The sequence below is a fragment of the Streptomyces sp. NPDC002138 genome, from assembly GCF_040296485.1.
Taxonomy (GTDB): domain Bacteria; phylum Actinomycetota; class Actinomycetes; order Streptomycetales; family Streptomycetaceae; genus Streptomyces.
Genome location: NZ_JBEOXE010000006.1, coordinates 64,284 through 85,703, shown reverse-complemented (window position 1 = coordinate 85,703; position 21,420 = coordinate 64,284). Strand labels below are relative to the sequence as shown.

Genomic DNA, 21,420 nt, shown 5'->3' with positions numbered 1-21,420 from the left:
CAATTCCGGCCACATCGCAAAGACCCTTGACACGGGGATTGGTCTGGACCAACTTGGCTACCAACTCGACGACGGTGCACCCCACTTGCCCCGCCCTCGCCGCTCTCCCACCGCTTTCCCCCATCCCCGCCGCCCCACTCCCCCCACCGGAGTCCTTCGTGAAACGCATGCGGACGCTCGCCCTGCTGGGCGCCACCACCCTCACCGCCGCCGGGCTGACCGCCCTCACCGCCGGCACCGCACAGGCCGCCGACGTCAACGTCGCCCGCAACGGCGGCTTCGAGTCCGGCCTGTCCAACTGGAGCTGTACGGGGGCCAGCGGCGCGGCCGTCGCCTCCCCCGTCTTCGCCGGCGCCGGAGCCCTCAAGGCCACCCCGGCGGGCCAGGACAACGCCCAGTGCAGCCAGACCGTCACGGTCAAGCCGAACTCGACCTACACCCTGAGCACGCAGGTCCAGGGCTCCTACGTGTACCTCGGCGCGACCGGCACCGGCACCCAGGACGTCTCCACCTGGACCCCTGGCTCCGGCTCGGGCTGGCAGAAGCTGTCCACCACCTTCAGCACCGGCCCGAGCACCACCCAGGTCACCGTCTGGACGCACGGCTGGTACGGCCAGAGCGCCTACTACGCCGACGACTTCAGCGTGTTCGGCCCCGACGGGGGCGGCGGCACCGACCCGGGGCCCTCCGTCCCCGGCGCCCCGGCCGGGCTCGCGGTTTCCGGCCAGAGCCAGAGCGCACTCACCCTTTCGTGGAACGCGGTCAGCGGAGCGAGCGGCTATTACGTCTATCAGGACGGCGCCCGGGTCCAGACGGTCACCGGAGCCACCTCGGCCCAGCTCCAGAACCTGGCCGCCTCGACGACGTACTCCCTCCAGGTGAGCGCGTACAACCAGGCGGGCGAGGGCCCGCGCTCGGCGGCGGTCAGCGCCGCCACGACCGGCGGCGGGGGCGATCCGGGCCCGAACCCGTCCGTGCCCAAGCACGCGCTGACCGGCTACTGGCAGAACTTCAACAACGGCGCGACCGTCCAGAAGATCTCCGACGTCCAGGCGCAGTACGACATCATCGCGGTCTCCTTCGCCGACGCCACCACCACGCCCGGCGCCATCACCTTCGCCCTCGATTCGGCCGGGCTCGGCGGCTACACGGTGGCGCAGTTCAAGGCGGACATCGCGGCGAAGAAGGCGGCCGGCAAGTCGGTCGTCCTGTCGATCGGCGGCGAGAAGGGCACGATCTCGGTCAACGACTCCGCCTCGGCGAACAACCTCGCGAACTCGGCCTACGCCCTGATGCAGGAGTACGGCTTCAGCGGGATCGACATCGACCTGGAGAACGGCCTCAACCCGACCTACATGACCCAGGCCCTGCGCTCCCTGGCCCAGAAGGCCGGCTCCTCCTTCGTCCTGACCATGGCCCCGCAGACCATCGACATGCAGTCGACGCAGGGCGGCTACTTCAAGACGGCGCTCGCGGTCAAGGACATCCTGACCGTGGTCAACATGCAGTACTACAACAGCGGCTCGATGAACGGCTGCGACGGCAAGGTCTACTCCCAGGGCTCGGTGGACTTCCTCACCGCGCTGGCCTGCATCCAGCTGGAGGGCGGCCTCGCCCCCTCGCAGGTGGGCCTGGGCGTCCCGGCCTCGCCCAGCGGCGCGGGCAGCGGCTACGTCTCGCCGACCGTCGTGAACAACGCGCTGGACTGCCTGGCCAAGGGCACGAACTGCGGATCCTTCAAGCCGTCCAAGACCTACCCGGGTCTGCGCGGTGCGATGACCTGGTCGACCAACTGGGACGCCAAGGCGGGTAGTGCTTGGTCCAACGCGGTGGGTCCGCACGTCCACGGGCTGCCGTAGCGGGTACCTGTGGGGGTGGCCGGATCCCGGCCCATGACCGGATACCGACTCTTGACCTGGACATGCCACGGGCGGACGCTGTGCGCGTCCGCACGGCTACCCCCACACTCCCCACCCAGGAGAACGCATGCGGCTCCACGCCCGCCGAAGGGCCGCCGTCACGGCGGCCCTGCTGGCTCTCGCGCTCGGCGCACCCGCCTACGGCATGAGCGCCGCCACGGCCTCACCCCCGCCCACCCCCTCCACCCAGACCCAGGACGAGGCGATCGTCCAGTACCGCATCCACGGCCCCTCCTCGGCCGCCGACCGCACGGCGCTGCTCTCGTCCGGCGTGTCGATCGACGAGGTGGACGACCACACCGTGGTCGTCAGCGCCGACCCCGCGCAGGCCAAGGCCCTGCGCGCCCGCGGCTACGAGCTGACCGCGCTGGCCGGACCGCCGGACCGGTCCCTGCCCGGCATCGCCGCCGCCCCCTTCGACTTCCCCTCGGCCGACTCGAAGTACCACAACTACGCCGAGGCCAACGCGGAGATCGACCAGGACATCGCGGCCTACCCGGGCATCATGAGCAAGCGGGTGATCGGGAAGTCGTACCAGGGCCGGGACATCGTCGCCATCAAGATCAGCGACAACGTCGCGATCGACGAGAACGAGCCCGAGGTGCTCTTCACCGCGCACCAGCACGCGCGCGAGCACCTCACGGTCGAGATGGCGCTGTACCTGCTCAAGGAGTTCGGCTCCAAGTACGGCACCGACCCCCGCATCACCAGCATGGTCAACGGCCGCGAGATCTGGGTCGTCCCGGACCTCAACCCGGACGGCGGCGAGTACGACATCGCCTCCGGCTCCTACCGGTCCTGGCGCAAGAACCGGCAGCCCAACTCCGGCTCCTCCGCCGTCGGCACCGACCTGAACCGGAACTGGGACTACAAGTGGGGCTGCTGCGGCGGCTCCTCCAGCAGCAAGAGCTCCGAGACCTACCGCGGCACGGCGGGCGAGTCGGCCCCCGAGGTCAAGGTCGTCGCGGACTTCGCGCGCAGCCGCGTCATCGGCGGCAAGCAGCAGATCAAGGCGTCCATCGACTTCCACACCTACAGCCAGCTGGTCCTGTGGCCCTACGGGTGGACCTACAACGACACCGCCCCGGGCCTGACGGCGGACGACCTCGCGGTCTACAAGAAGATCGGCACCAGCATGGCCGCGAGCAACGGCTACACCCCCGAGCAGTCGAGCGACCTGTACATCACGGACGGCACGATCGACGACTTCCTGTGGGGCACGCAGAAGATCTTCACCTACACCTTCGAGATGTACCCCGGCGAGTCCGGCAGCGGCGGCGGGTTCTACCCGCCCGACGAGGTGATCGACCGCGAGACCGCGCGCAACAAGGACGCGGTGCTCCAGCTCCTGGAGAACGCGGACTGCATGTACCGCTCGATCGGCAAGGAAGCGCAGTACTGCACCGCGTAGCGCGGTACCGCACCGCCTAGCGCGTCCGGTCCGTCCGGACGTGACGGGGGCGCCCCACCGCCAGGGGGGCGCCCCTCGGTCGTGCGCGCCGTCAGCCGAGGACGGCGAGGGCGTCGATCTCCACGAGCAGGCCGGCGGGCAGGCCGACGTAGACCGTGGTGCGGGCGGCCGGGGCGGCCTTCAGGCCCTGCTCCTCGAAGTACGCGTTGTAGATCTCGTTCATCTCGGCGAAGTGCCCGGTGTCCGTGAGGTACACGCGGATCATCATCGCGTCGTCCCAGCTCGCGCCGCCCGCCTCCAGGACCGAGCGGACGTTCTCCAGCGTCTGCAGGGTCTGCTCGCGCAGCGTGGGCCCGGCAGGCGTCGGCGGCCGGCCGGCGACGGCGGGCAGGAAGCCGACCTGCCCGGCGACCTGGAGGATGTTCCCCTTGCGCACGCCGTGCGAGAACTTCGCGGGCGGGGCGGTGTGGGTGGCGGGGGTGAGGGCCGTCTTCTCGGTCACGGGCACGGTCACTTCTCTTCCTTCATCGGATCGGAACCGGAGTACTCCCGGCTGATGGCCTCGGCGCTGCGCCGGATCACCGGCAGCAGCTCGAGCAGTTCCTGCGCGGTGACCACCACGGTGGGCGCGGACAGCGACATCGCGGCCACGACCCGCCCGTCGGCGCCGCGCACGGGCGCGCCGACGCAGTTGATCGAGTCCTCGTGTCCGCCGAGGTCGGCGGCCCAGCCCTGTTCGCGTACGAGCGCCAGCTCGCGCAGGAAGGCGTCGGCGTCCGGGACCGAGCGGGCCGTGTACCGCGGGTAGTCGACGCGGGCGGCGAGCGCGCGGCGCTCGCCCTCCGGGAGGTCGGCGAGGAGCACCTTGGCGACGGCGGCGACGGTCAGCGGGACGGGCTTGCCGATGCGGGAGTACATGCGGACGGGGTAACGGCTGTCGACCTTGTCGATGTACACGACCTCGTCGTCCTGGTGGACGGCCAGGTGCACGGTGTGGCCGGTGCGGGCGCCGAGGTCGACGAGGTGGGGGTGGGCGATCTCGCGCACGTCCAGGTTCTCGACGGCCTCGGCGGCGAGGGCGAAGAGGTGTGCGCCGAGGCGGTAGCGGCCGTCGGGCTGGCGGTAGACGAGGCCGTGCGCGTGCAGGGTGCGCAGGAGGCGCAGGGCGGTGCTCTTGTGCACGTCCAGCTCGCGGGCGACTCCGCCGAGGTCGGCGGGGCCGCGGGCGAGCAGCGGCAGGATCCCGAGCGCCCGGTCGACCGACTGACTCATCCCACTCCTCCCCGGGGCTCCGCCCCGGACCCGTACTCCCCCCACCCACCGTGCGGGCGCGGCCGATCCGCCCTCCGGGGGCGCCTCACACGCCGGCGAGGCCGATCTTCAGCCCCCCGGCCCCTCACGACGCCACCCGAGCCCACATCAGCCCCGCGGCGTTTGAGGCGCCGCCGGAGGCACGTCCGGCCTCGGCGAGGCCGGAACACGGTCCCGAGCCCACATCAGCCCCGCCGGCGATTGAGGCGCCGCCGGAGGCACGTCCTGCCTCGGCGGGGCGGACAGGGCGGGGTGCCCGGTGGTTGAGGGGGCCACGGGTCACTTTGACCCGTCGTCACCCGGGATGTTAGACAGCGGGAGCCACAACCCGCAACGACCGTTGCAGCACACGCAACGCGAGGAGGCACCCATGGCCCACTCCCCCACGGACACCGTCAAGCACCTGGCCGACGAACCGGTCGACCACCGCTTCAAGGGCCTCCCCCCGGACGCCCAGACCACCGGCCTCACCGTCGGAGACCTGGCCGCCCAGCGCCGCGACCTGCACACCGGCGGGTTCACCACCCCCGTCCTGACCCTGGACGCCGACGCCCTCGCGCACAACCTCGCCCTGCTGGGCCACTACGCCGCCCGCCACGGCCTCGCCTTCGCCCCGCACGGCAAGACCTGCATGTCCCCGCAGCTGTTCGAGCGCCAGCTGGAGCACGGCGCCTGGGGCATCACCGCCGCGATGCCCCACCAGGCCCGCGTCTACCGCGCCTTCGGCATCCAGCGGATCTTCCTCGCCAACCAGCTCGTCGACCCCGCCGCCCTGCGCTGGGTCGCCGCCGAACTCGCCGCCGACCCCGATTTCCGGTTCGTCTGTTACGTCGACTCCCTGCGCGGCATCGAGCTGATGGACCAGGCCCTGGCCGAGGCCGACCGCACCCGCCCGGTCGACGTGGTCATCGAGCTCGGCGCGGGCGAGGGGGCCCGTACCGGCGCCCGGACCGAGGCCGAATGCCACGCCCTCGCGGACGCGGTCGAGCGCACCTCGACCCTGCGCCTGGTCGGCGTCGCGGGCTACGAGGCCGAGGTGCCCGGGGCCGACGCCGCGAAGGTCGGCGCCTGGCTGCGCCGGCTGACCGCGCTCACCACCGCCCTAGACAAGGAGGGCCGCTTCGGCGCCCTCGCCCCGGGCGAGGAGATCGTGCTGAGCGCGGGCGGCAGCGCCTGGTTCGACAGCGTCGCCGAGGTCTTCGCCGAGCTGCCGCCCCTGTCGGCGCCGGTCCTCAAGCTGCTGCGCTCCGGCGCGTACGTCTCCCACGACCACGACTGGTACGGCAAGCTGACCCCCTTCAACCGGGTGCCCGAAGAAGGCGCGCTGCGCCCCGCCTTCCGGCTGTGGGCCCAGGTCGTCTCCCGCCCCTCCCCCACCCAGGCCTTCCTGAACGCGGGCAAGCGCGACCTGGCGTACGACCTCGGGCTGCCGGTGCCCGAGCTGGTGCGCGGGGCCCGCGACGGGGTGGAGCGCCCGGCCGAGGGGGTGCGCCTGGTGAAGCTGTCCGACCAGCACGCCTGGCTGGAGACCGACGGCGCCGGGGACCTGGAGGTCGGCGACCTGGTGGCGCTCACTATGTCCCACCCCTGCACGATCTTCGAGAAGTGGCAGCTGATCCCGGTGGTGGCGGCGGACGGCACGGTCACCGAGTTCGTCCGCACCTTCTTCTGATGGACCTCGTCATCCGCGGAGCCCGGATCCTGGACGGCTCGGGCGGGCCCTCGTACCCGGCCGACGTCGCCGTGCACGAGGGCCGGATCGCCGCGATCGGCCGGATCCGCTCCGGCGGCCGCCGGACCCTGGACGCCGACGGGCTCGCGCTGGCCCCCGGTTTCATCGACATGCACGCGCACAGCGACCTCGCCCTGCTGCGCGATCCGGACCACAGCGCGAAGGCCGCCCAGGGCGTGACCCTCGAAGTCCTGGGCCAGGACGGCCTGTCGTACGCCCCGGTCGACGACCGGACGCTCGGCGAGGTGCGCACCGCCATCGCGGGCTGGAACGGCGACGGCGCCGACCTGGACCCGGGCCTGGAGTGGCGCACGGTCGGCGAGTACCTCGACCGGCTCGACCGCGGGATCGCGGTGAACGCCGCCTATCTGGTCCCGCAGGGCACGGTCCGGGCGTACGCGGTGGGCTGGGACGACCGGCCCGCGTCCGCCGCCGAGCTGGACCGGATGCGGCGGCTGGTCGCCGAGGGCCTGGCGCAGGGCGCGGTCGGGATGTCGTCCGGGCTCACCTACACCCCGGGCATGTACGCGTCGGGCGCCGAACTGACCGAGCTGTGCCGGGTGGTGGGCTCGTACGGCGGCTACTACTGCCCGCACCACCGCTCGTACGGGCGCGGCGCGCTCGCCGCCTACGCCGAGATGGTCGCGCTGACCCGGGAGGCGGGCTGCGCCCTGCACCTCGCGCACGCCACCATGAACTTCGCCGAGAACGCGGGCCGGGCCGGCTCGCTCCTGGACCTGCTGGACGCGGCGCTCGCCGACGGCGCGGACATCACCCTCGACAGCTACCCGTACACGCCGGGCTGCACCACCCTCGTGGCGCTGCTGCCCAGCTGGGCGAACGAGGGCGGCCCCGAGGCGGTGCTGGCCCGGCTGCGGGACGACGCCGAGGCCGGGCGGATCCGGCACGCGCTGGAGGTGACGGGCGCGGACGGCTGCCACGGGGTGCCGGTGGACTGGTCGACGATCGAGATCTCCGGGGTCGCGGACCCGGCCCTCGCGGGGTACGTCGGCGCCCGCCTCGACGGCTGGGACACCGCGCGGGACCTGCTGCTCCGGGACCGGCTGGCGCCGACGGTCCTGCAGCACGTGGGGCACGAGGAGAACGTACGGGCGATCATGCGCCACCGGGTGCACACCGGTGGTTCGGACGGCATCCTGCGGGGCGCGAAGCCTCACCCGAGGGCGTACGGCACCTTCCCGCACTACCTCGGCCGCTACGTCCGCGAGCTCGGGGTGCTCTCGCTGGAGGAGTGCGTGGCGCACCTGTCGGGGCGCCCGGCGGCCCGGCTCCGGCTGCCGGACCGGGGGCTGGTGCGCGAGGGGTACCGGGCGGACCTGGTGCTCTTCGATCCGGACACGGTCGCGGCCGGGTCGACGTACGAGGAACCGCGGGCTGCGCCCACCGGGATCCCGCACGTGCTGATCGACGGACGCCCGGTGATCCGGGACGGCCGCAGGACGGACGTGCTGGCCGGGCGCTCGGTCCGCAGGACCCCGTATCGCGGCCGTTGATCATTCATCTTCGCCACCTAGGATGGCCGACATGTTCGCCTTTGCCCCGGCCCTGCTGTTCCTCGTCCTCTTCGGTATCAGCGCCCGGGAGGACCGGCGGCGCTTTCGCAACGCGGTGTACCTGGGCCTGACCTGCATCGGTTTCCTGCTCGGCCTGCTCGCGCAGCTGCGGCACGCGCCGGGCGGGATCGGCCCGTTCGTCGCGCTGGCGGTGTTCGCGGTCCCCGCGCTCGGGGTGGTGGCCCTGGCCTTCTTCCTGATCGCCAACGGCGTGACGATGGTCCGCAAGGAGGGGCGCAGCCTGGGCAACCTGCTGTCCCTGCTGGCCGGGCTCGGCATCCTCGGGCTGCTCGCCCTGCCGGTGCTGGCGGCGCACAGTGGTTCGGCCAAGGCGGCCGCCGCGACCGTCACGGTGGGCCTGGTCGCGCTGTACGTGTCCTTCCTCTTCCTCTGCTTCCTCGGGTACGCGTACCTGTACGGGCGGATCACGGTGCGCGGCGACGTCGACTACGTGGTGCTGCTGGGCTCCGGCCTGATCGGCGGCGACCGGGTGCCGCCGCTGCTGGCCTCCCGGCTGCGCAAGGGCATGCAGATCCACCGGGCCCAGGTGGCCCGGGGCGGGAAGCCGCCGGTGCTGCTGCCCTCGGGCGGCAAGGGCTCGGACGAGAAGGTCTCCGAGGCGCGGGCGATGGCGGACTGGCTGATCGCGGAGGGCGTCCCGGCCGGGCACCTCCGGCTGGAGGACCAGTCCCGCACGACGGAGGAGAACCTCCTGTTCAGCGAGCGGATCATGGCCGGGGACACCCCGGGCTACCGGTGCGTGGTCGTCACCAACAACTTCCACGCCTTCCGGGCCGCGATGATGGCGCGCAAGGCGCGGGTCAACGGCCAGGTGCTGGGCGCGCCGACGGCCGCGTACTTCTGGCCGAGCGCCACGATCCGCGAGTTCGTCGCGGTGTTCATGGAGCACAAGGTGGTCAACCTGGCCATCTGCGGGACGCTGGCGGCGGGCGGGGCACTGCTGACGCTGGCCGCGTAGCCGGGCCCGCGCGGCCGAGGTGCGCTGGCGGGCGTGGCGCCGCAGGATGGGGCCAGGGGGCAGTGGAGGAGGTACGCGATGGACAGTGAATCGGACCAGCAGCCCAGTCGGCCGGCCAAGCTCTTCTCGGGCGGGGAGCGGCCGTACGACCCCGAAGACCTCGTGATGGCGCGCGGGCAGGACCCGACTCCGGAGCGGCTCGAAAAGGCACGAGAGCTGATGGAGAAGGAGGGCCCGGCGGTCATCGAGCGCTACCTCCCGTAGCCGGCGACCGGCCCCGGGGGCGCACCCGTCCCCGGGGCTTCCGCACGCCCTCCACCTGCGCCTATCCCCCGTGGTGGCACGTAATGCCAGGTCTGCGAAGCTGGAGGCCGGAGCCGCACCCGGCTTCCCCTCCGCACTTCCGCATCGCCGCACCTGCGCACCTCCGCATCTGCGCACTCCCAGAAGGGACCGGGACGACCCCATGCCCCAGGTCAGGCTGACCACCAATTTCGGCGCCATCGTGATCGACCTCGACGAGGAGAAGGCGCCCGCCACGGTGGCGAACTTCCTCTCCTACGTCGACAACGGCCACTACGACGGCACGGTCTTCCACCGGGTCATCCCCGGCTTCATGAACCAGGGCGGCGGCTTCACCCCGGACATGAACCAGAAGCCCACGCTGCCGCCGGTGCGGAACGAGGCGGCGAACGGCCTCAAGAACACCGCCTACACCGTCGCCATGGCCCGGACGAGCGCCCCGCACTCGGCGACCTCGCAGTTCTTCGTGAACACCGCGGACAACGCCTTCCTGGACCACACCTCGCCGACCCCGGGCGGCTTCGGCTACGCCGTCTTCGGCGCGGTCACCGAGGGCCGGGAGGTCGTCGACGCCATCGCCGCGGTCAGGACGGGCCGCGCGGGCGGGCACGGCGACGTACCGGTCGAGCCGGTCCTGATCGAGCGGGCCGAGCGGGCCTGAGGCCGAGCGGGCCTGAGGCCGAACGGGCCCGGCGCCGGACGGACCTGGCGCCGAACGGGCCCGGCGCCGAACGGGCCCGGCTCCGAACGGGCCCGGCGCCGAACGGGCCCGAGCGACGCGGCCGGGGGCGCGCCCGACACGCTCCCCGGCCGCCCCGCACCACGGTCGCCACGGCCAGGGTGACGGAACCGGCGGCGCCTCGTTAGCCGCGCACAACCGCAACGCCAAGTCCGCACCGTGGAGGGCAGGCACGCCATGCAGAAGGCCGACGTCGACTGGGACCACCCCGCAGATCCGCTGGGCGAGCGGGAGCTGGCGCACGTACGCGAGTACGTGGCCACCGGCGGCATCGACGGACACCTCTGGCACGGCGTCCCCACGCTCCTGCTCACCACCATCGGCCGCGTCACCGGCCGCACGGCCCGCACCCCGCTGATCTACGCCGAGGACGAGGGCCGCCTGATCGTCGCCGCCTCGGCCTTCGGCGCACTGGACCACCCCGACTGGTACCAGAACCTCGAAGCGGACCCCGAGGTCCGCGTCCAGACGGACCCGGTCCCCTTCCAGGCAAAGGCCCGCCCGGCCACCCCGGCGGAACGCGAGGCGTACTGGCCGGTGATGACGGCGCTGTGGCCCCCGTACGAGGACGACCAGGCCCGCACGCCCCGCGAGATCCCCCTGGTCATCATCGAGCGCTGCGGGAACGGACCGGCCGCGCCCGGACGTTGGCGGAGCATGAGCGGCGTTCGTCATCGTTGATCCAATGAGAGCGAGAAGCGCCATCACCGCAATGGCGCCCGCCCCTCACCCGCGTGGTGGAATGAACGGACGACCACACGCGGAGGCCCCCTTCATGAGCGACCCGACCAGCTACCGCATGGACCCCGCCGAGCGGCCCGCGCGGCGCGCCGACCGGCCGTTCCGGACGGCCGTGACCATCGGGGTCAGCCTCGACGGGTTCATCGCGCGCCCGGACGGCGACATCGAGTGGCTCACCCTGCGCGGCGCGCAGGCCGGTGAGACGGGCTACGAGGAGTTCATGGCGGGGATCGACACCCTGGCGCTGGGCCGCAACACGTACGAGAAGGTGCTCTCCTTCGGCTTCTGGCCGTACGGGGACAAGCGCGTCGCGGTCCTCAGCACCACGCTGACCACGGACGACCCGCGCGTCACGGTCTACCGCTCGCTGGCGGAGCTGCTGGCCGGGCTGACCGAGCGGGGCGCGCGGAACGTGTACGTGGACGGCGGCAAGATGATCCAGACCTTCCTGCGGGAGGACCTGCTGGACGAGCTGATCATCACCACGGCCCCGGTCCTGATCGGCGAGGGCCTGCCCCTCTTCGGCGCGCTGAAGAAGGACATCGACCTCCAGCTGACCGCCGCCAAGGTCCTGGACGCGGGCTTCATGCAGACGACGTACGCCGTGCTCTGACCCGGAGGTCCGGCCCCCCGGCGGACCCCGGCGTGACGAGCGCAACACCGGCCCGGGCCCTTCCTGTGCGACGCACCCATTCCGCAGGTCGGAACGCGAGTGCGCCCCCGTTTCCAAGGGCGCGGCCCGCCGCCACCCCGCCCATCTCCCGAACCGGGGCAATTCACCCTTCACTCGGCAGGCCGAATACCGCAGCACGGGGGCGCCGGGCCCCGTAAGCTCCGGCCATGCAGGTGATCCAGTCAACGAAACTCGCCAATGTCTGCTACGAGATCCGCGGGCCCGTGCTCGAAGAGGCCATGCGGCTCGAAGCGGCAGGTCATCGCATCCTTAAGCTCAACACGGGCAACCCGGCGGCCTTCGGCTTCGAGTGCCCGCCCGAGATCCTCGAGGACATGCTCCGCAACCTGGGCACGGCCCACGGCTACGGGGACGCGAAGGGGCTGCTGTCCGCGCGCCGCGCGGTGATGCAGCACTACCAGACGAAGGGCATCGACCTGGACGTCGAGGACATCTACATCGGCAACGGGGTCTCCGAGCTGATCCAGATGTCCATGCAGGCCCTGCTGGACGACGGCGACGAGGTGCTCGTCCCGGCGCCCGACTACCCGCTGTGGACCGCCTCCGTGTCGCTGGCCGGCGGCACCGCCGTGCACTACCGGTGCGACGAGCAGGCCGACTGGATGCCGGACCTGGCCGACATCGAGCGGAAGGTCACCGACCGCACCCGCGCGATCGTGATCATCAACCCGAACAACCCGACCGGCGCGGTCTACGACGACGAGATGCTGCGCGGGCTGACGGACATCGCCCGCCGCCACAACCTCGTGGTCTGCTCGGACGAGATCTACGACCGGATCCTGTTCGACGGCGCCACGCACACGCCGACGGCCGCCATCGCGCCGGACCTGCTGACCCTGACCTTCAACGGGCTCTCCAAGAACTACCGCGTCGCCGGTTACCGCTCCGGCTGGATGGCGGTCTGCGGCCCCAAGAAGCACGCCTCGTCCTACATCGAGGGCCTGACGATCCTGGCCAACATGCGCCTGTGCGCGAACATGCCCTCGCAGCACGCCGTGGCCACCGCCCTCGGCGGCCGTCAGTCGATCGTGGACCTGGTGCTGCCGGGCGGGCGGCTGCTGGAGCAGCGCGACACGGCGTACGACCTGCTCACGCAGATCCCGGGCATCACGTGCGTGAAGCCCAAGGGAGCGCTGTACCTCTTCCCGAAGCTGGACCCCTCGGTCTACAAGATCAAGGACGACCGGCAGATGGTCCTCGACCTGCTGCGGGCCGAGAAGATCATGGTCGTGCACGGTACGGGCTTCAACTGGCCCGAGCCCGATCACTTCCGGATCGTCACCCTGCCCAGCGCCAAGGACCTGGCCGACGCCGTGACCCGGATCGGGACCTTCCTGGACGGCTACAGCCAGCACTGACGGGCTACGGCCGGATTCAGCTCAACTTTAGAACGGATCCAATGTAGGATGGTCTCCTGACACCGCAGGAGGCCCCCTCATGTACGAGCCGATCCGCACCAAGTCGGTCCACCGCATGGGCGGCGGCCGCGCCGAATACCCGCACAGCAGCCGCGCCGAAGCGCTGGACAGCCAGCTCGCCGGCCACCTGTCCGCCCTGCTCGCCGTCACCGACGAGCTGGGGCTGGACGAGGCCGCCGACCGGATCTCCGCCGAGGTCGCCCGGTTGCGCGGCCGCGTGCCCACCCGGATCCAGGGCAGGCCCGCCGCCGACGGGGACGCCGACCGCTGCGCCCTGCACCAGCGCGCCCACGACCTCGCCGGCCGCGCCCTCGTCGTCGCCGCCTCGCGCGCCGACACCGCCGTGGCGATCCTCGCCGCCGAGCGCATGGACGCGCACTCCGCCGCCGCCGACCCGGCAGGCGCCCTCTAGACGGCCCCGGTCCGGGGCCGCGGAGGCCTCGGACCGGGTGCCATGCTCCCCGGCCCGCGCGCGTGCGCCGCGGGCCCGTGCGGAAGCCGCCCGCGCGGCCCCTGCCCGCGCGCCGCGCGCCCTTGCCGCCTCCGCCCGCGCGCCGCGCGCCCTCCGCGGGACCCCGCGCGCCTCACCCCGTGGTCGGGGACAGCTCCACCGACGCCACCCCGCACCACGGCACCACGCCCGCGGGCCACGCCGGGCCGACCGCCTCTCCCTGGCCGACCTCGCCCGGCCGCACGGCGGCCACCCGCACCAGCGACTGCACCGGCACGTCGCTCCCGGTGGCGCCGGAGCCCCCGGTACCGCCCTGGCGGAACTCGACGGTCACGACGTACGAGCCCGGCCGCCCGGTCCGGCTCACCACCTCGACCCGGGCCAGCACCCGACGGCTGGCCGGATCGATTCGGCAGCCCGTCACCGCCACGTCCTCGGCCACCGGCCGCGCCGCCGCCCCGGAGGGCTCCGGCCCGCTGCTCGCCCACACGTACAGGGCGAACGGGACGAAGACCAGCCCCGCGGCCACCATCACCAGCGCGGCCAGCCACCCGCTCACTTGCTTCATGGCCGCCTCACGACTGCGCATCCTTGCCTCATGCCACCGATGATTCACCCGCGGTCGAAGTGGGACCACCTGCTCACCTGACGTTCACTCAACCGCGCGCGGAATGTGTGTTTCCGTGAGCACGCTGCCCCCGTGAGACGCATCTTCGGAATCGCCCTGGCGGCCCTCCTGATCGGCGGCGTCATCGCCGTGATCCTCGTGGGCCACGGAGACCCGGGCACAGCGAGCACGGCAACGAGGACCGTGCGGGGAGTCATCGGTTCGGAGAAGGCCGAGTTCTTCAACGACCCCGATGTGGTGAAGGCCCTGGCCGCCAAGGGCTACACCGTCAGGACGGAGACGTCCGGATCCTGGGCGATGGACAAACTGCCCCTGGACCAGTACGACTTCGCCTTCCCCAGCAGCAGTGAGCCCGCCCACGGGATCGAGGCCAAGGCCAAGCTCCAGGGCGCTCAGACCACCCGTCCCTTCTACTCGCCGCTCGTCGTCGTGGCCCGCGCGAACGCCGCCAAGGTGCTCGCCGACAACAAGCTCGTGACCATGACCGGCACGCACACCGGGACCCTGCTCATGGGCCCCTACCTCAAGGCAGCCGCCGAGGACCGCACCTGGCAGCAGCTGCCCGGCGCCGCGGCCGACGCCGAGCTGACCGGCACGGTGTTCATCAAGACCACCGATCCCGCCTCCTCCAACTCCGGCGCCCTCTTCCTCGCCGCGGCCTCCAACGTCGCCAACGGCAACACCGTCGTCTCCGACGACGCGGGCATCAACCGCACGGCTCCCCTGCTGCGCAAGCTGATCGCCGTCCAGGGCGCCCTGCCGCCCTCCACGGACGACCCCTTCCGGGCCTTCGTCAGCGGCGCCGGCGATCCACTGATCCTGGTGTACGAGTCCCAGGTGGCCGCGCTCCTGCTGCAGAAGCAGCAGCCCGCCGACCTCGCCGCCATGGTGGTGCTCTACCCGGACACCACCGTCAACTCGGCGCACAGCTTCGTGCCGCTGAACGACAAGGCCAAGGACCTCGGCGGCCTGCTCGCCACCGACCCCGCGCTGCGGCAGCTGGCCGTCCGGCACGGCTTGCGGCCGCAGGACGGCCTCATCGAGTTCACCACCGCCACCGCCCCGCACACCGACTACCTCAACCAGAAGCTCACCGGAATCCGCCAGGTGAACACGCCCACCGTCACCATCCTGATGACGCTCGCGGCGCGCGCCGAGGCGCAGGGGGACACGCCATGACACTGACACCTCCCGAGGGCCCCGGCGGCCCCGGGGACAGCCCGCTGGTCCTGACCGCCCCCGAGCCCGTCGCCGCGATCCGCAAGGAACAGGCCACCGGTCTCGTGCCGATGGAGGACGGGGTCCGCGACGAGATGGCCCGCCGGGCCGGGGAGTACGTCGCCTCGCTCGCCGGACTCGACGCCCGCTCACCCGAATTCGCGCAGCGCATCGGCGAGATGACCGGGCTCGGCGGCGCCGACATCCGCAGCGCCGCCCAGCAGTCCAACCGGATGCTGGACCGGGCCGTGCGCTCCCTGGGCACCGACGGCGGGGACGCGCAGGCCCGGGTCGCGGGCTCGCTGGTGGAGCTGCGCCGCACCGTCGAGGACCTGGATCCGCGCGAGAGCCCCGCCAAGGGCGCCCGCCGCCTCCTCGCCAAGCTCCCGGGCGGCAACCGGTTCCGGGACCACGTGGCGAAGTACGCCTCCTCGCAGGCCACCCTCAACCGGATCGTCGGCGCGCTGCGCGGCGGCCAGGACGAGCTGCGCCGCGACAACGCCGCGCTGCACACCGAGCGGGCCCGGCTGTGGGAGACGATGGGCCGGCTCCAGGAGTGCGCCGTCCTCACCGAGGCCCTCGACGCGGCGATCGGGCAGCGGATCGCCGAGACCGAGCACACCGACCCGGCGCAGGCCGACGCGCTGCGCGCGGACGTCCTGTTCCCGGTCCGGCAGAAGCACCAGGACCTGCTCACCCAGCTCGCGGTGTGCGCGCAGGGGTACCTGGCCATGGACGTGGTGCGGCGCACCAACGACGAGCTGGTCAAGGGCGTCGACCGGGCCGCGACCACCACGGTCTCGGCGCTGCGGATCGCCGTCATGCTGGCCACCGCCCTCGACAGCCAGCGCAAGGTGATCGAGCAGGTCGACACCCTGCGCGACACCACCGAAGGGCTGATCCGCGGGAACGCGGAGATGCTGGCCACGCAGAGCGGGGAGATCCAGCGGATCGCCGCCGATCCGGCGGTCGGCGCGGAGACCCTGCGCGCCGCGTTCGCGCAGATCTACCGGACCCTCGACACCATCGACACCTTCAAGGTGCAGGCCACCGAGAACATGGCCGCCACCATCGAGTCGCTGACCGGCGAACTCCAGGCGGCGTCGGGCTACCTGGCGCGCACCCGCACCGCGGGCGCCCTCGAAGGGGGCGAGCGGTGAGCCGGCGTACCGCGGTGATCCGCAGACGGCTCGCGGCCGCCGTGGCGCTGACCGCCGCCCTGCTCGGGTCCACCGCCTGCACCTCGGGCGGCTCCTCGGACGGCGCTTCGGGCGGCCCCAAGGCGACGACGTACCGGGACGGCACGCTGCGGGTGCTGGCCTCCAGCGAGCTGGCGGACCTGGGGCCCGTCCTGGACCGGGCGAAGAAGGCCACCGGGGTCACCGTCGAGCTGACCTGGTCGGGCACCCTGGACGCGGCCGAGCAGGTCGCCTCGGGCAAGGCCGACGGGAAGTACGACGCGATCTGGCTGTCCTCCAACGACTACCTGCGGCTGCGCCCGGGGGCGGCCGGGAAGCTCAGCTCCGAAACCCCCGTGATGTCCTCGCCGGTCGCGCTCGGGGTGCGGCCGCAGGCCATGGCCCGGCTCGGCTGGAAGCCGGAGGAGGTCACCTGGTCCGCCGTGCACGAGGCGGTGGCCGCGGGGAAGCTGTCGTACGGGATGACCGATCCGTTGCGCTCCAACTCCGGTTTCTCCGCGCTGGTCTCGGTCGCCTCGGGCCTCTCGGGCGCGCAGGCCGCGCTGACGGACGCGGACGTGGCCCAGGCCACCCCGCGGCTCAAGGAGTTCTTCACCGGGCAGAAGCTGACCTCCGGGTCCTCGGGCTGGCTCGCCACCGCCTACGCCAAGCGCGGTGACGTGGACGCCCTGGTCAACTACGAGTCGGTGCTGCTGTCGATGAACCGGGACGGCAAGACGGACCTGACGGTGATCCGCCCGCGCGACGGGGTGGTCACCGCGGGCTATCCACTGACCCTGCTGACCTCGGCCCCGGCCGGGGCGCGCGAGTCGGGCCGGGTCCTGACCGCGTACCTGCGCGGCCCCGAGGCGCAGAAGGCGATCACCGAGCAGACCTTCCGCCGCCCGGTGGCCCCGGGGGTGGCGCCCGCGGCGGGGCTGGCCGCGGACAAGCGCCGCGAGCTGCCCTTCCCGGGCAGCCTCTCGGTCGCGGACGGGCTGCTGGCCTCGTACGAGAACGTACTGCGCCGCCCCTCGCGGACGGTGTACGTCCTGGACACCTCGGGATCGATGGGCGAGGACAACCGGATCGGCCGGCTGAAGTCGGCGCTCACCGACCTGACGGGCACCGGCACTTCGGGGACGGGGCGGCGCTTCCGGGACCGCGAGGAGGTGACGCTGCTGCCCTTCGGCGACGGAGTGAAGAAGGTCCTGACGCACGTCGTCGAACCGGGGAACCCGGGCAGCGCCCTGGACGCCATCCGCGGCGACGTGAAGTCCCTGGAGCCCGACGGGGGCACGGCGGTGTACGGCAGCCTGAAGGCGGCGTACCAGCACCTGGGGAAGGGCGACGCGGACGCCTTCACCTCGATCGTGCTGATGACGGACGGGGAGAGCGGGGACAGCGCGAAGGAGTTCGAGTCCTTCTACGCGGGGCTACCGGAGGCGCAGAAGCACACGCCGGTCTTCGCGGTGCTCTTCGGCGACTCCTCCCGCAAGGAACTCACCCGCATCACCGAACTGACCGGCGGGCGGCTCTTCGACGCCACTGACGGCACCGGTTCCCTGAACGGCGCCTTCGAGGAGATCCGTGGCTACCAGTAGGGGCGCGGGCGGCGCGGGGGCCCGGGTCCTGGCCTACCTGGAGTCGGCGAAGAACCTGGCGGGCTGCGCCGGAGGCGTGGCCGGGCTGGCCCTGACCGTGTCGGGGGTGGCGGGGACCTTCTGGCCCCTGGTGGTGGCGGGGCTGTACGGCGCGGGCGCGCTGATCGCCCCGCCGGAGGTCGCCGCCGTGCCGCCGGTGCCCGAGGCGGCCGAGGAACTGGGCACGCTGCGCGAGGACTTCGGGCGGCTGCGGGAGTACCTGGCGGGGGTGGACCTGACGCCGGCCGCCGGGGACCGGCTCGCCGGGCTGATGGAGCTGTACGGGGCGATGCTCGACCCCGGCTGGGTGGCGGACGTACTCGCCGGGGACCCGGAGACGGTGCACGCGCTGTCCCGGGGGATCCGGCAGGACGTGCCGGAGTGCGTGGACACCTACAACCGGACCCGCTGGTGGACCCGGCTGACGCCGGGCGGGGAGTCGCCGGAGCAGCACCTGGAGCGGCAGCTGTCGGCGCTGTACGACGAGGCGGAACGCTTGACGGCGGGCCTCCGGGAAACGGAGGCCCGCCGACAGCAGACGCACACGACCTATTTGGAAGGTCGCGGGGAGTCCTAGGTCGGGACATCCCGCGTCGGTCCTCGGCCGGGGACAGCCGGCCTCGGTATGAGGGGGCCACGCGGTGGTGGCCGGGATCACCGGCCCGGGCGGCCGGTGGGGGGAGGGACTAGCCGAGGCGCTCGACGAGCGCGTGGTACTGGTCCCACAGTTCCTTGGGCGTGTGGTCGCCGTAGGTGTTGAGGTGCTCGGGGACCAGGGCGGCCTCGTCGCGCCAGATCTCCTTGTCGACGGTGAGCAGGAACTCGAGGTCGGCGGCCGGGAGGTCCAGGCCGTCGGTGTCGAGGGAGGCCACGGTCGGCAGGATGCCGATGGGGGTCTCGACGCCCTCGGCGGTGCCGTCGAGGCGCTCGACGATCCACTTCAGGACGCGGCTGTTCTCACCGAAGCCGGGCCACACGAACTTGCCCGCGTCGTTCTTGCGGAACCAGTTCACGTAGTAGATCTTCGGGAGCTTGGCCTGGTCCCCATTGGATGTCGCAGTGGCTCCGACATTGATCCAGTGACCCATGTAGTCGCCCATGTTGTAGCCGCAGAACGGCAGCATGGCGAAGGGGTCGCGGCGCAGCTCGCCGACCTTGCCCTCGGCGGCGGCGGTCTTCTCGGAGGCGATGTTCGAGCCGATGAAGACGCCGTGGTTCCAGTCGAAGGACTCGGTGACGAGCGGCACGGCGGAGGCGCGGCGGCCACCGAAGAGGATCGCCGAGATCGGGACGCCCTTGGGGTCCTCCCACTCGGGGGCGATCGTCGGGCACTGGGAGGCCGGGACGGCGAAGCGGGCGTTGGGGTGGGCCGCCGGGGTCCCGCTCTCCGGGGTCCAGGCGTTGCCCTTCCAGTCGATGAGGTGCGCGGGCGCCTCTTCGGTCATGCCCTCCCACCAGACGTCGGAGCCGTCCGGGGTGAGCGCGACGTTGGTGAAGACGGTGTTGGCGTACATCGTCTTCATGGCGTTGGCGTTGGTGTGCTCGCCGGTGCCGGGGGCGACGCCGAAGAAGCCGGCCTCGGGGTTGATCGCGTACAGCCGGCCGTCGGCGCCGAAGCGCATCCAGGCGATGTCGTCACCGACCGTCTCGACGGTCCAGCCGGGGATCGTGGGCTCCAGCATGGCGAGGTTGGTCTTGCCGCAGGCGCTCGGGAACGCGGCGGCGATGTACTTCGGCTCCCCCTGCGGCGGGGTGAGCTTGAGGATGAGCATGTGCTCGGCCAGCCAGCCCTCGTCGCGGGCCATGACGGACGCGATGCGCAGGGCGTAGCACTTCTTGCCGAGCAGGGCGTTGCCGCCGTAGCCGGAGCCGAAGGACCAGATCTCGCGGCTCTCGGGGAAGTGCGAGATGTACTTGGTGGTGTTGCACGGCCACGGGACGTCCGCCTGGCCCTCGGCGAGCGGAGCGCCGAGGGTGTGGACGGCCTTGACGAAGAACCCGTCGGTGCCGAGCTCGGCGAGGACGGGGGCTCCCATGCGGGTCATGGTGCGCATGGCGACGGCGACGTAGGCGGAGTCGGTGATCTCGACGCCGATCGCGGAGAGCTCGGAGCCGAGGGGGCCCATGCAGAAGGGGACGACGTACATCGTCCGGCCCTTCATGGCGCCGCGGAAGATCCCCTTCTCGCCCGCAAAGATCTCCTTCATTTCCGAAGGAGCCTTCCAGTGGTTCGTGGGGCCCGCGTCCTCGGCCTTCTCGGAGCAGATGAAGGTCCGGTCCTCGACGCGCGCGACGTCGGAGGGGTCGGAGGCGGCGTAGTACGAGTTCGGGCGCTTGGCGGGGTCGAGCTTCTTGAACGTGCCCTGGGCCACGAGCTCCTCGCACAGGCGCTCGTACTCGGCCTCGGAGCCGTCGCACCAGACGATCCGGTCCGGCTCGGTGATCGCCGCGATCTCGTCGACCCAGGCGATCAGTTCGGCGTGATCGGTGGGGAGGACCGTCGGGTGGGTGGTGGGAGCCGCGTTGTCGCGCGCCACGATTGCTCCTTGTTGAGGGGTTTGTTTGGTGTTTGCCCCGTGGGGGCTGCGACCCGGATGCTTCGCGCTCCGCTCATCCGGTGCCGACCGCACTCATCTGATCATCGGGTGCATGTGCGCATATGTCCAGGGGGCCTCTCACGTGAGCATCACCACTCGTGTCAATCTTCGGCAAAGGGCGCCAACCGAAACCTACGGAGGCGTAGGTAGCATGAGGGGCATGACTTCTGACGCCGCTGCCGTGGCTGGACCCACGGCTGGACCCATGGCCGCACCCATGGCCGAAGCCGAGGCCAAGCCGCTGATGCGCGGCTGGCTGCACACCGGGATGTTCCCCGCCGTGGTCGTCGCGGGCCTGGCACTCATGACCTTCACCGACTCGACCAAGGCCCGGGTGGCCTGTGGGGTGTACGTCCTCACGGCCTGCCTGCTCTTCGGAGTCAGCGCGGTCTACCACCGGGGCACCTGGGGGCCGCGCGGCGAGGCCATCCTGCGCCGCCTCGACCACGCCAACATTTTTCTGATCATCGCGGGGACCTATACCCCGCTGACGGTGCTTCTCCTCCCGGCCTCCTCCGGACGGACCCTTCTGTGGGCGGTCTGGATCGCCGCCGCGGCCGGGATCGCCTTCCGGGTCTTCTGGGTCGGCGCCCCGCGCTGGCTCTACACGCCCTGCTACATCGCCATGGGCTGGGCCGCCGTCTTCTTCCTCCCCGACTTCATGCGCTCGGGCGGCATCGCGGTCCTGGTACTGGTGATCGTCGGCGGACTCCTCTACAGCGTCGGAGGGGTCATCTACGGGATGAAGCGCCCCAACCCCTCCGTCCGCTACTTCGGCTTCCACGAGGTCTTCCACTCGCTGACCCTGGTCGCCTTCGTCACCCACTTCGTCGGCATCGCGATGGCGGCCGCCCAGCACGCGTAGGGCGCGTCCCCGGCGCCCT

The 21,420-nt window shown here is 72.0% G+C and carries 20 protein-coding genes; 16 read left to right on the top strand and 4 right to left on the bottom strand.

All coding sequences use genetic code 11. From position 1 onward, the window contains the following. Positions 1-167 precede the first annotated feature (167 nt). Entirely contained in the window at positions 168-1,859 is a 1,692-nt protein-coding gene (locus ABT084_RS05655; protein ID WP_351038589.1) for a chitinase, read from the top strand. Between the two features lie 127 nt (positions 1,860-1,986). Further along, positions 1,987-3,330, top strand: coding sequence for a M14 family metallopeptidase (locus ABT084_RS05650; protein ID WP_351038401.1), 1,344 nt, complete (start codon positions 1,987-1,989; stop codon positions 3,328-3,330). 91 nt (positions 3,331-3,421) lie between these two features. Here the strand turns inward: ABT084_RS05650 and ABT084_RS05645 are convergent, their stop codons facing one another. Then, positions 3,422-3,832 (bottom strand): RidA family protein, encoded by a 411-nt coding sequence (locus ABT084_RS05645; protein ID WP_351038588.1) that lies wholly within the window; start codon positions 3,830-3,832, stop codon positions 3,422-3,424. An 8-nt stretch (positions 3,833-3,840) separates the two neighbouring features. After that, positions 3,841-4,602 (bottom strand): IclR family transcriptional regulator, encoded by a 762-nt coding sequence (locus ABT084_RS05640; protein WP_351038399.1) that lies wholly within the window; start codon positions 4,600-4,602, stop codon positions 3,841-3,843. A gap of 409 nt (positions 4,603-5,011) precedes the next feature. On the opposite strand from ABT084_RS05640, the gene ABT084_RS05635 reads away from it, so the two are divergent. The 9 genes from ABT084_RS05635 (at position 5,012) to ABT084_RS05595 (ending at position 13,233) form a co-directional block, all read left to right on the top strand. Beyond that, on the top strand, positions 5,012-6,313 hold the full coding sequence (locus tag ABT084_RS05635) for an amino acid deaminase (protein ID WP_351038397.1): 1,302 nt from the start codon (positions 5,012-5,014) through the stop codon (positions 6,311-6,313). Continuing rightward, on the top strand, positions 6,313-7,887 hold the full coding sequence (locus ABT084_RS05630) for an N-acyl-D-amino-acid deacylase family protein (RefSeq protein ID WP_351038395.1): 1,575 nt from the start codon (positions 6,313-6,315) through the stop codon (positions 7,885-7,887). Before ABT084_RS05635 ends, ABT084_RS05630 begins: the two co-directional genes overlap by 1 nt. Before the next feature lie 31 nt (positions 7,888-7,918). Then, on the top strand, positions 7,919-8,926 hold the full coding sequence (locus ABT084_RS05625; RefSeq protein WP_351038394.1) for a YdcF family protein: 1,008 nt from the start codon (positions 7,919-7,921) through the stop codon (positions 8,924-8,926). A gap of 78 nt (positions 8,927-9,004) precedes the next feature. Then, positions 9,005-9,190, top strand: a complete 186-nt coding sequence (locus ABT084_RS05620; RefSeq protein WP_351038393.1) for a hypothetical protein — start codon at positions 9,005-9,007, stop codon at positions 9,188-9,190. Positions 9,191-9,392: 202 nt separating this feature from the next. Further along, complete coding sequence (locus ABT084_RS05615) at positions 9,393-9,890, top strand: peptidylprolyl isomerase (RefSeq protein ID WP_351038391.1); 498 nt, start codon at positions 9,393-9,395, stop codon at positions 9,888-9,890. 255 nt (positions 9,891-10,145) lie between these two features. Beyond that, complete coding sequence (locus ABT084_RS05610) at positions 10,146-10,649, top strand: nitroreductase family deazaflavin-dependent oxidoreductase (RefSeq protein ID WP_351038390.1); 504 nt, start codon at positions 10,146-10,148, stop codon at positions 10,647-10,649. A gap of 94 nt (positions 10,650-10,743) precedes the next feature. Further along, a complete protein-coding gene (locus ABT084_RS05605; protein WP_351038388.1) occupies positions 10,744-11,322 on the top strand; it encodes a dihydrofolate reductase family protein in 579 nt (192 codons plus the stop codon). Positions 11,323-11,549: 227 nt separating this feature from the next. Continuing rightward, the gene (locus ABT084_RS05600; RefSeq protein WP_351038386.1) at positions 11,550-12,761 is read left to right on the top strand and encodes a pyridoxal phosphate-dependent aminotransferase; all 1,212 of its coding nucleotides are present in this window, start codon (positions 11,550-11,552) and stop codon (positions 12,759-12,761) included. A gap of 79 nt (positions 12,762-12,840) precedes the next feature. Next, a complete protein-coding gene (locus ABT084_RS05595; RefSeq protein WP_351038384.1) occupies positions 12,841-13,233 on the top strand; it encodes an SCO4983 family protein in 393 nt (130 codons plus the stop codon). Positions 13,234-13,405: 172 nt separating this feature from the next. On the opposite strand, the gene ABT084_RS05590 is transcribed toward ABT084_RS05595, so the two are convergent. Beyond that, positions 13,406-13,840 carry a hypothetical protein gene (locus tag ABT084_RS05590; protein WP_351038383.1) on the bottom strand — a complete coding sequence of 145 codons (435 nt, stop codon included), beginning with the start codon at positions 13,838-13,840 and terminating at the stop codon, positions 13,406-13,408. A gap of 132 nt (positions 13,841-13,972) precedes the next feature. Between ABT084_RS05590 and ABT084_RS05585 the strand changes: the two genes are divergently transcribed. The 4 genes from ABT084_RS05585 to ABT084_RS05570 are packed head-to-tail and all read left to right on the top strand — an operon-like array spanning position 13,973 to position 18,516. Continuing rightward, positions 13,973-15,079, top strand: coding sequence for a hypothetical protein (locus ABT084_RS05585; protein ID WP_351038382.1), 1,107 nt, complete (start codon positions 13,973-13,975; stop codon positions 15,077-15,079). Further along, the gene (locus ABT084_RS05580) at positions 15,076-16,278 is read left to right on the top strand and encodes a toxic anion resistance protein (RefSeq protein WP_351038381.1); all 1,203 of its coding nucleotides are present in this window, start codon (positions 15,076-15,078) and stop codon (positions 16,276-16,278) included. Before ABT084_RS05585 ends, ABT084_RS05580 begins: the two co-directional genes overlap by 4 nt. Further along, positions 16,275-17,900: a substrate-binding and vWA domain-containing protein gene (locus tag ABT084_RS05575; RefSeq protein ID WP_351038380.1), complete on the top strand. Its 1,626-nt coding sequence runs from the start codon at positions 16,275-16,277 to the stop codon at positions 17,898-17,900. The genes ABT084_RS05580 and ABT084_RS05575 overlap by 4 nt, the downstream gene beginning before the upstream one ends. After that, the gene (locus ABT084_RS05570) at positions 17,887-18,516 is read left to right on the top strand and encodes a hypothetical protein (RefSeq protein WP_351038379.1); all 630 of its coding nucleotides are present in this window, start codon (positions 17,887-17,889) and stop codon (positions 18,514-18,516) included. Before ABT084_RS05575 ends, ABT084_RS05570 begins: the two co-directional genes overlap by 14 nt. Before the next feature lie 109 nt (positions 18,517-18,625). On the opposite strand, the gene ABT084_RS05565 is transcribed toward ABT084_RS05570, so the two are convergent. Next, positions 18,626-20,476 (bottom strand): phosphoenolpyruvate carboxykinase (GTP), encoded by a 1,851-nt coding sequence (locus tag ABT084_RS05565; protein ID WP_351038378.1) that lies wholly within the window; start codon positions 20,474-20,476, stop codon positions 18,626-18,628. A 211-nt stretch (positions 20,477-20,687) separates the two neighbouring features. On the opposite strand from ABT084_RS05565, the gene trhA reads away from it, so the two are divergent. Continuing rightward, a complete protein-coding gene (gene trhA / locus ABT084_RS05560; protein WP_351038377.1) occupies positions 20,688-21,401 on the top strand; it encodes a PAQR family membrane homeostasis protein TrhA in 714 nt (237 codons plus the stop codon). Positions 21,402-21,420: the final 19 nt, after the last annotated feature.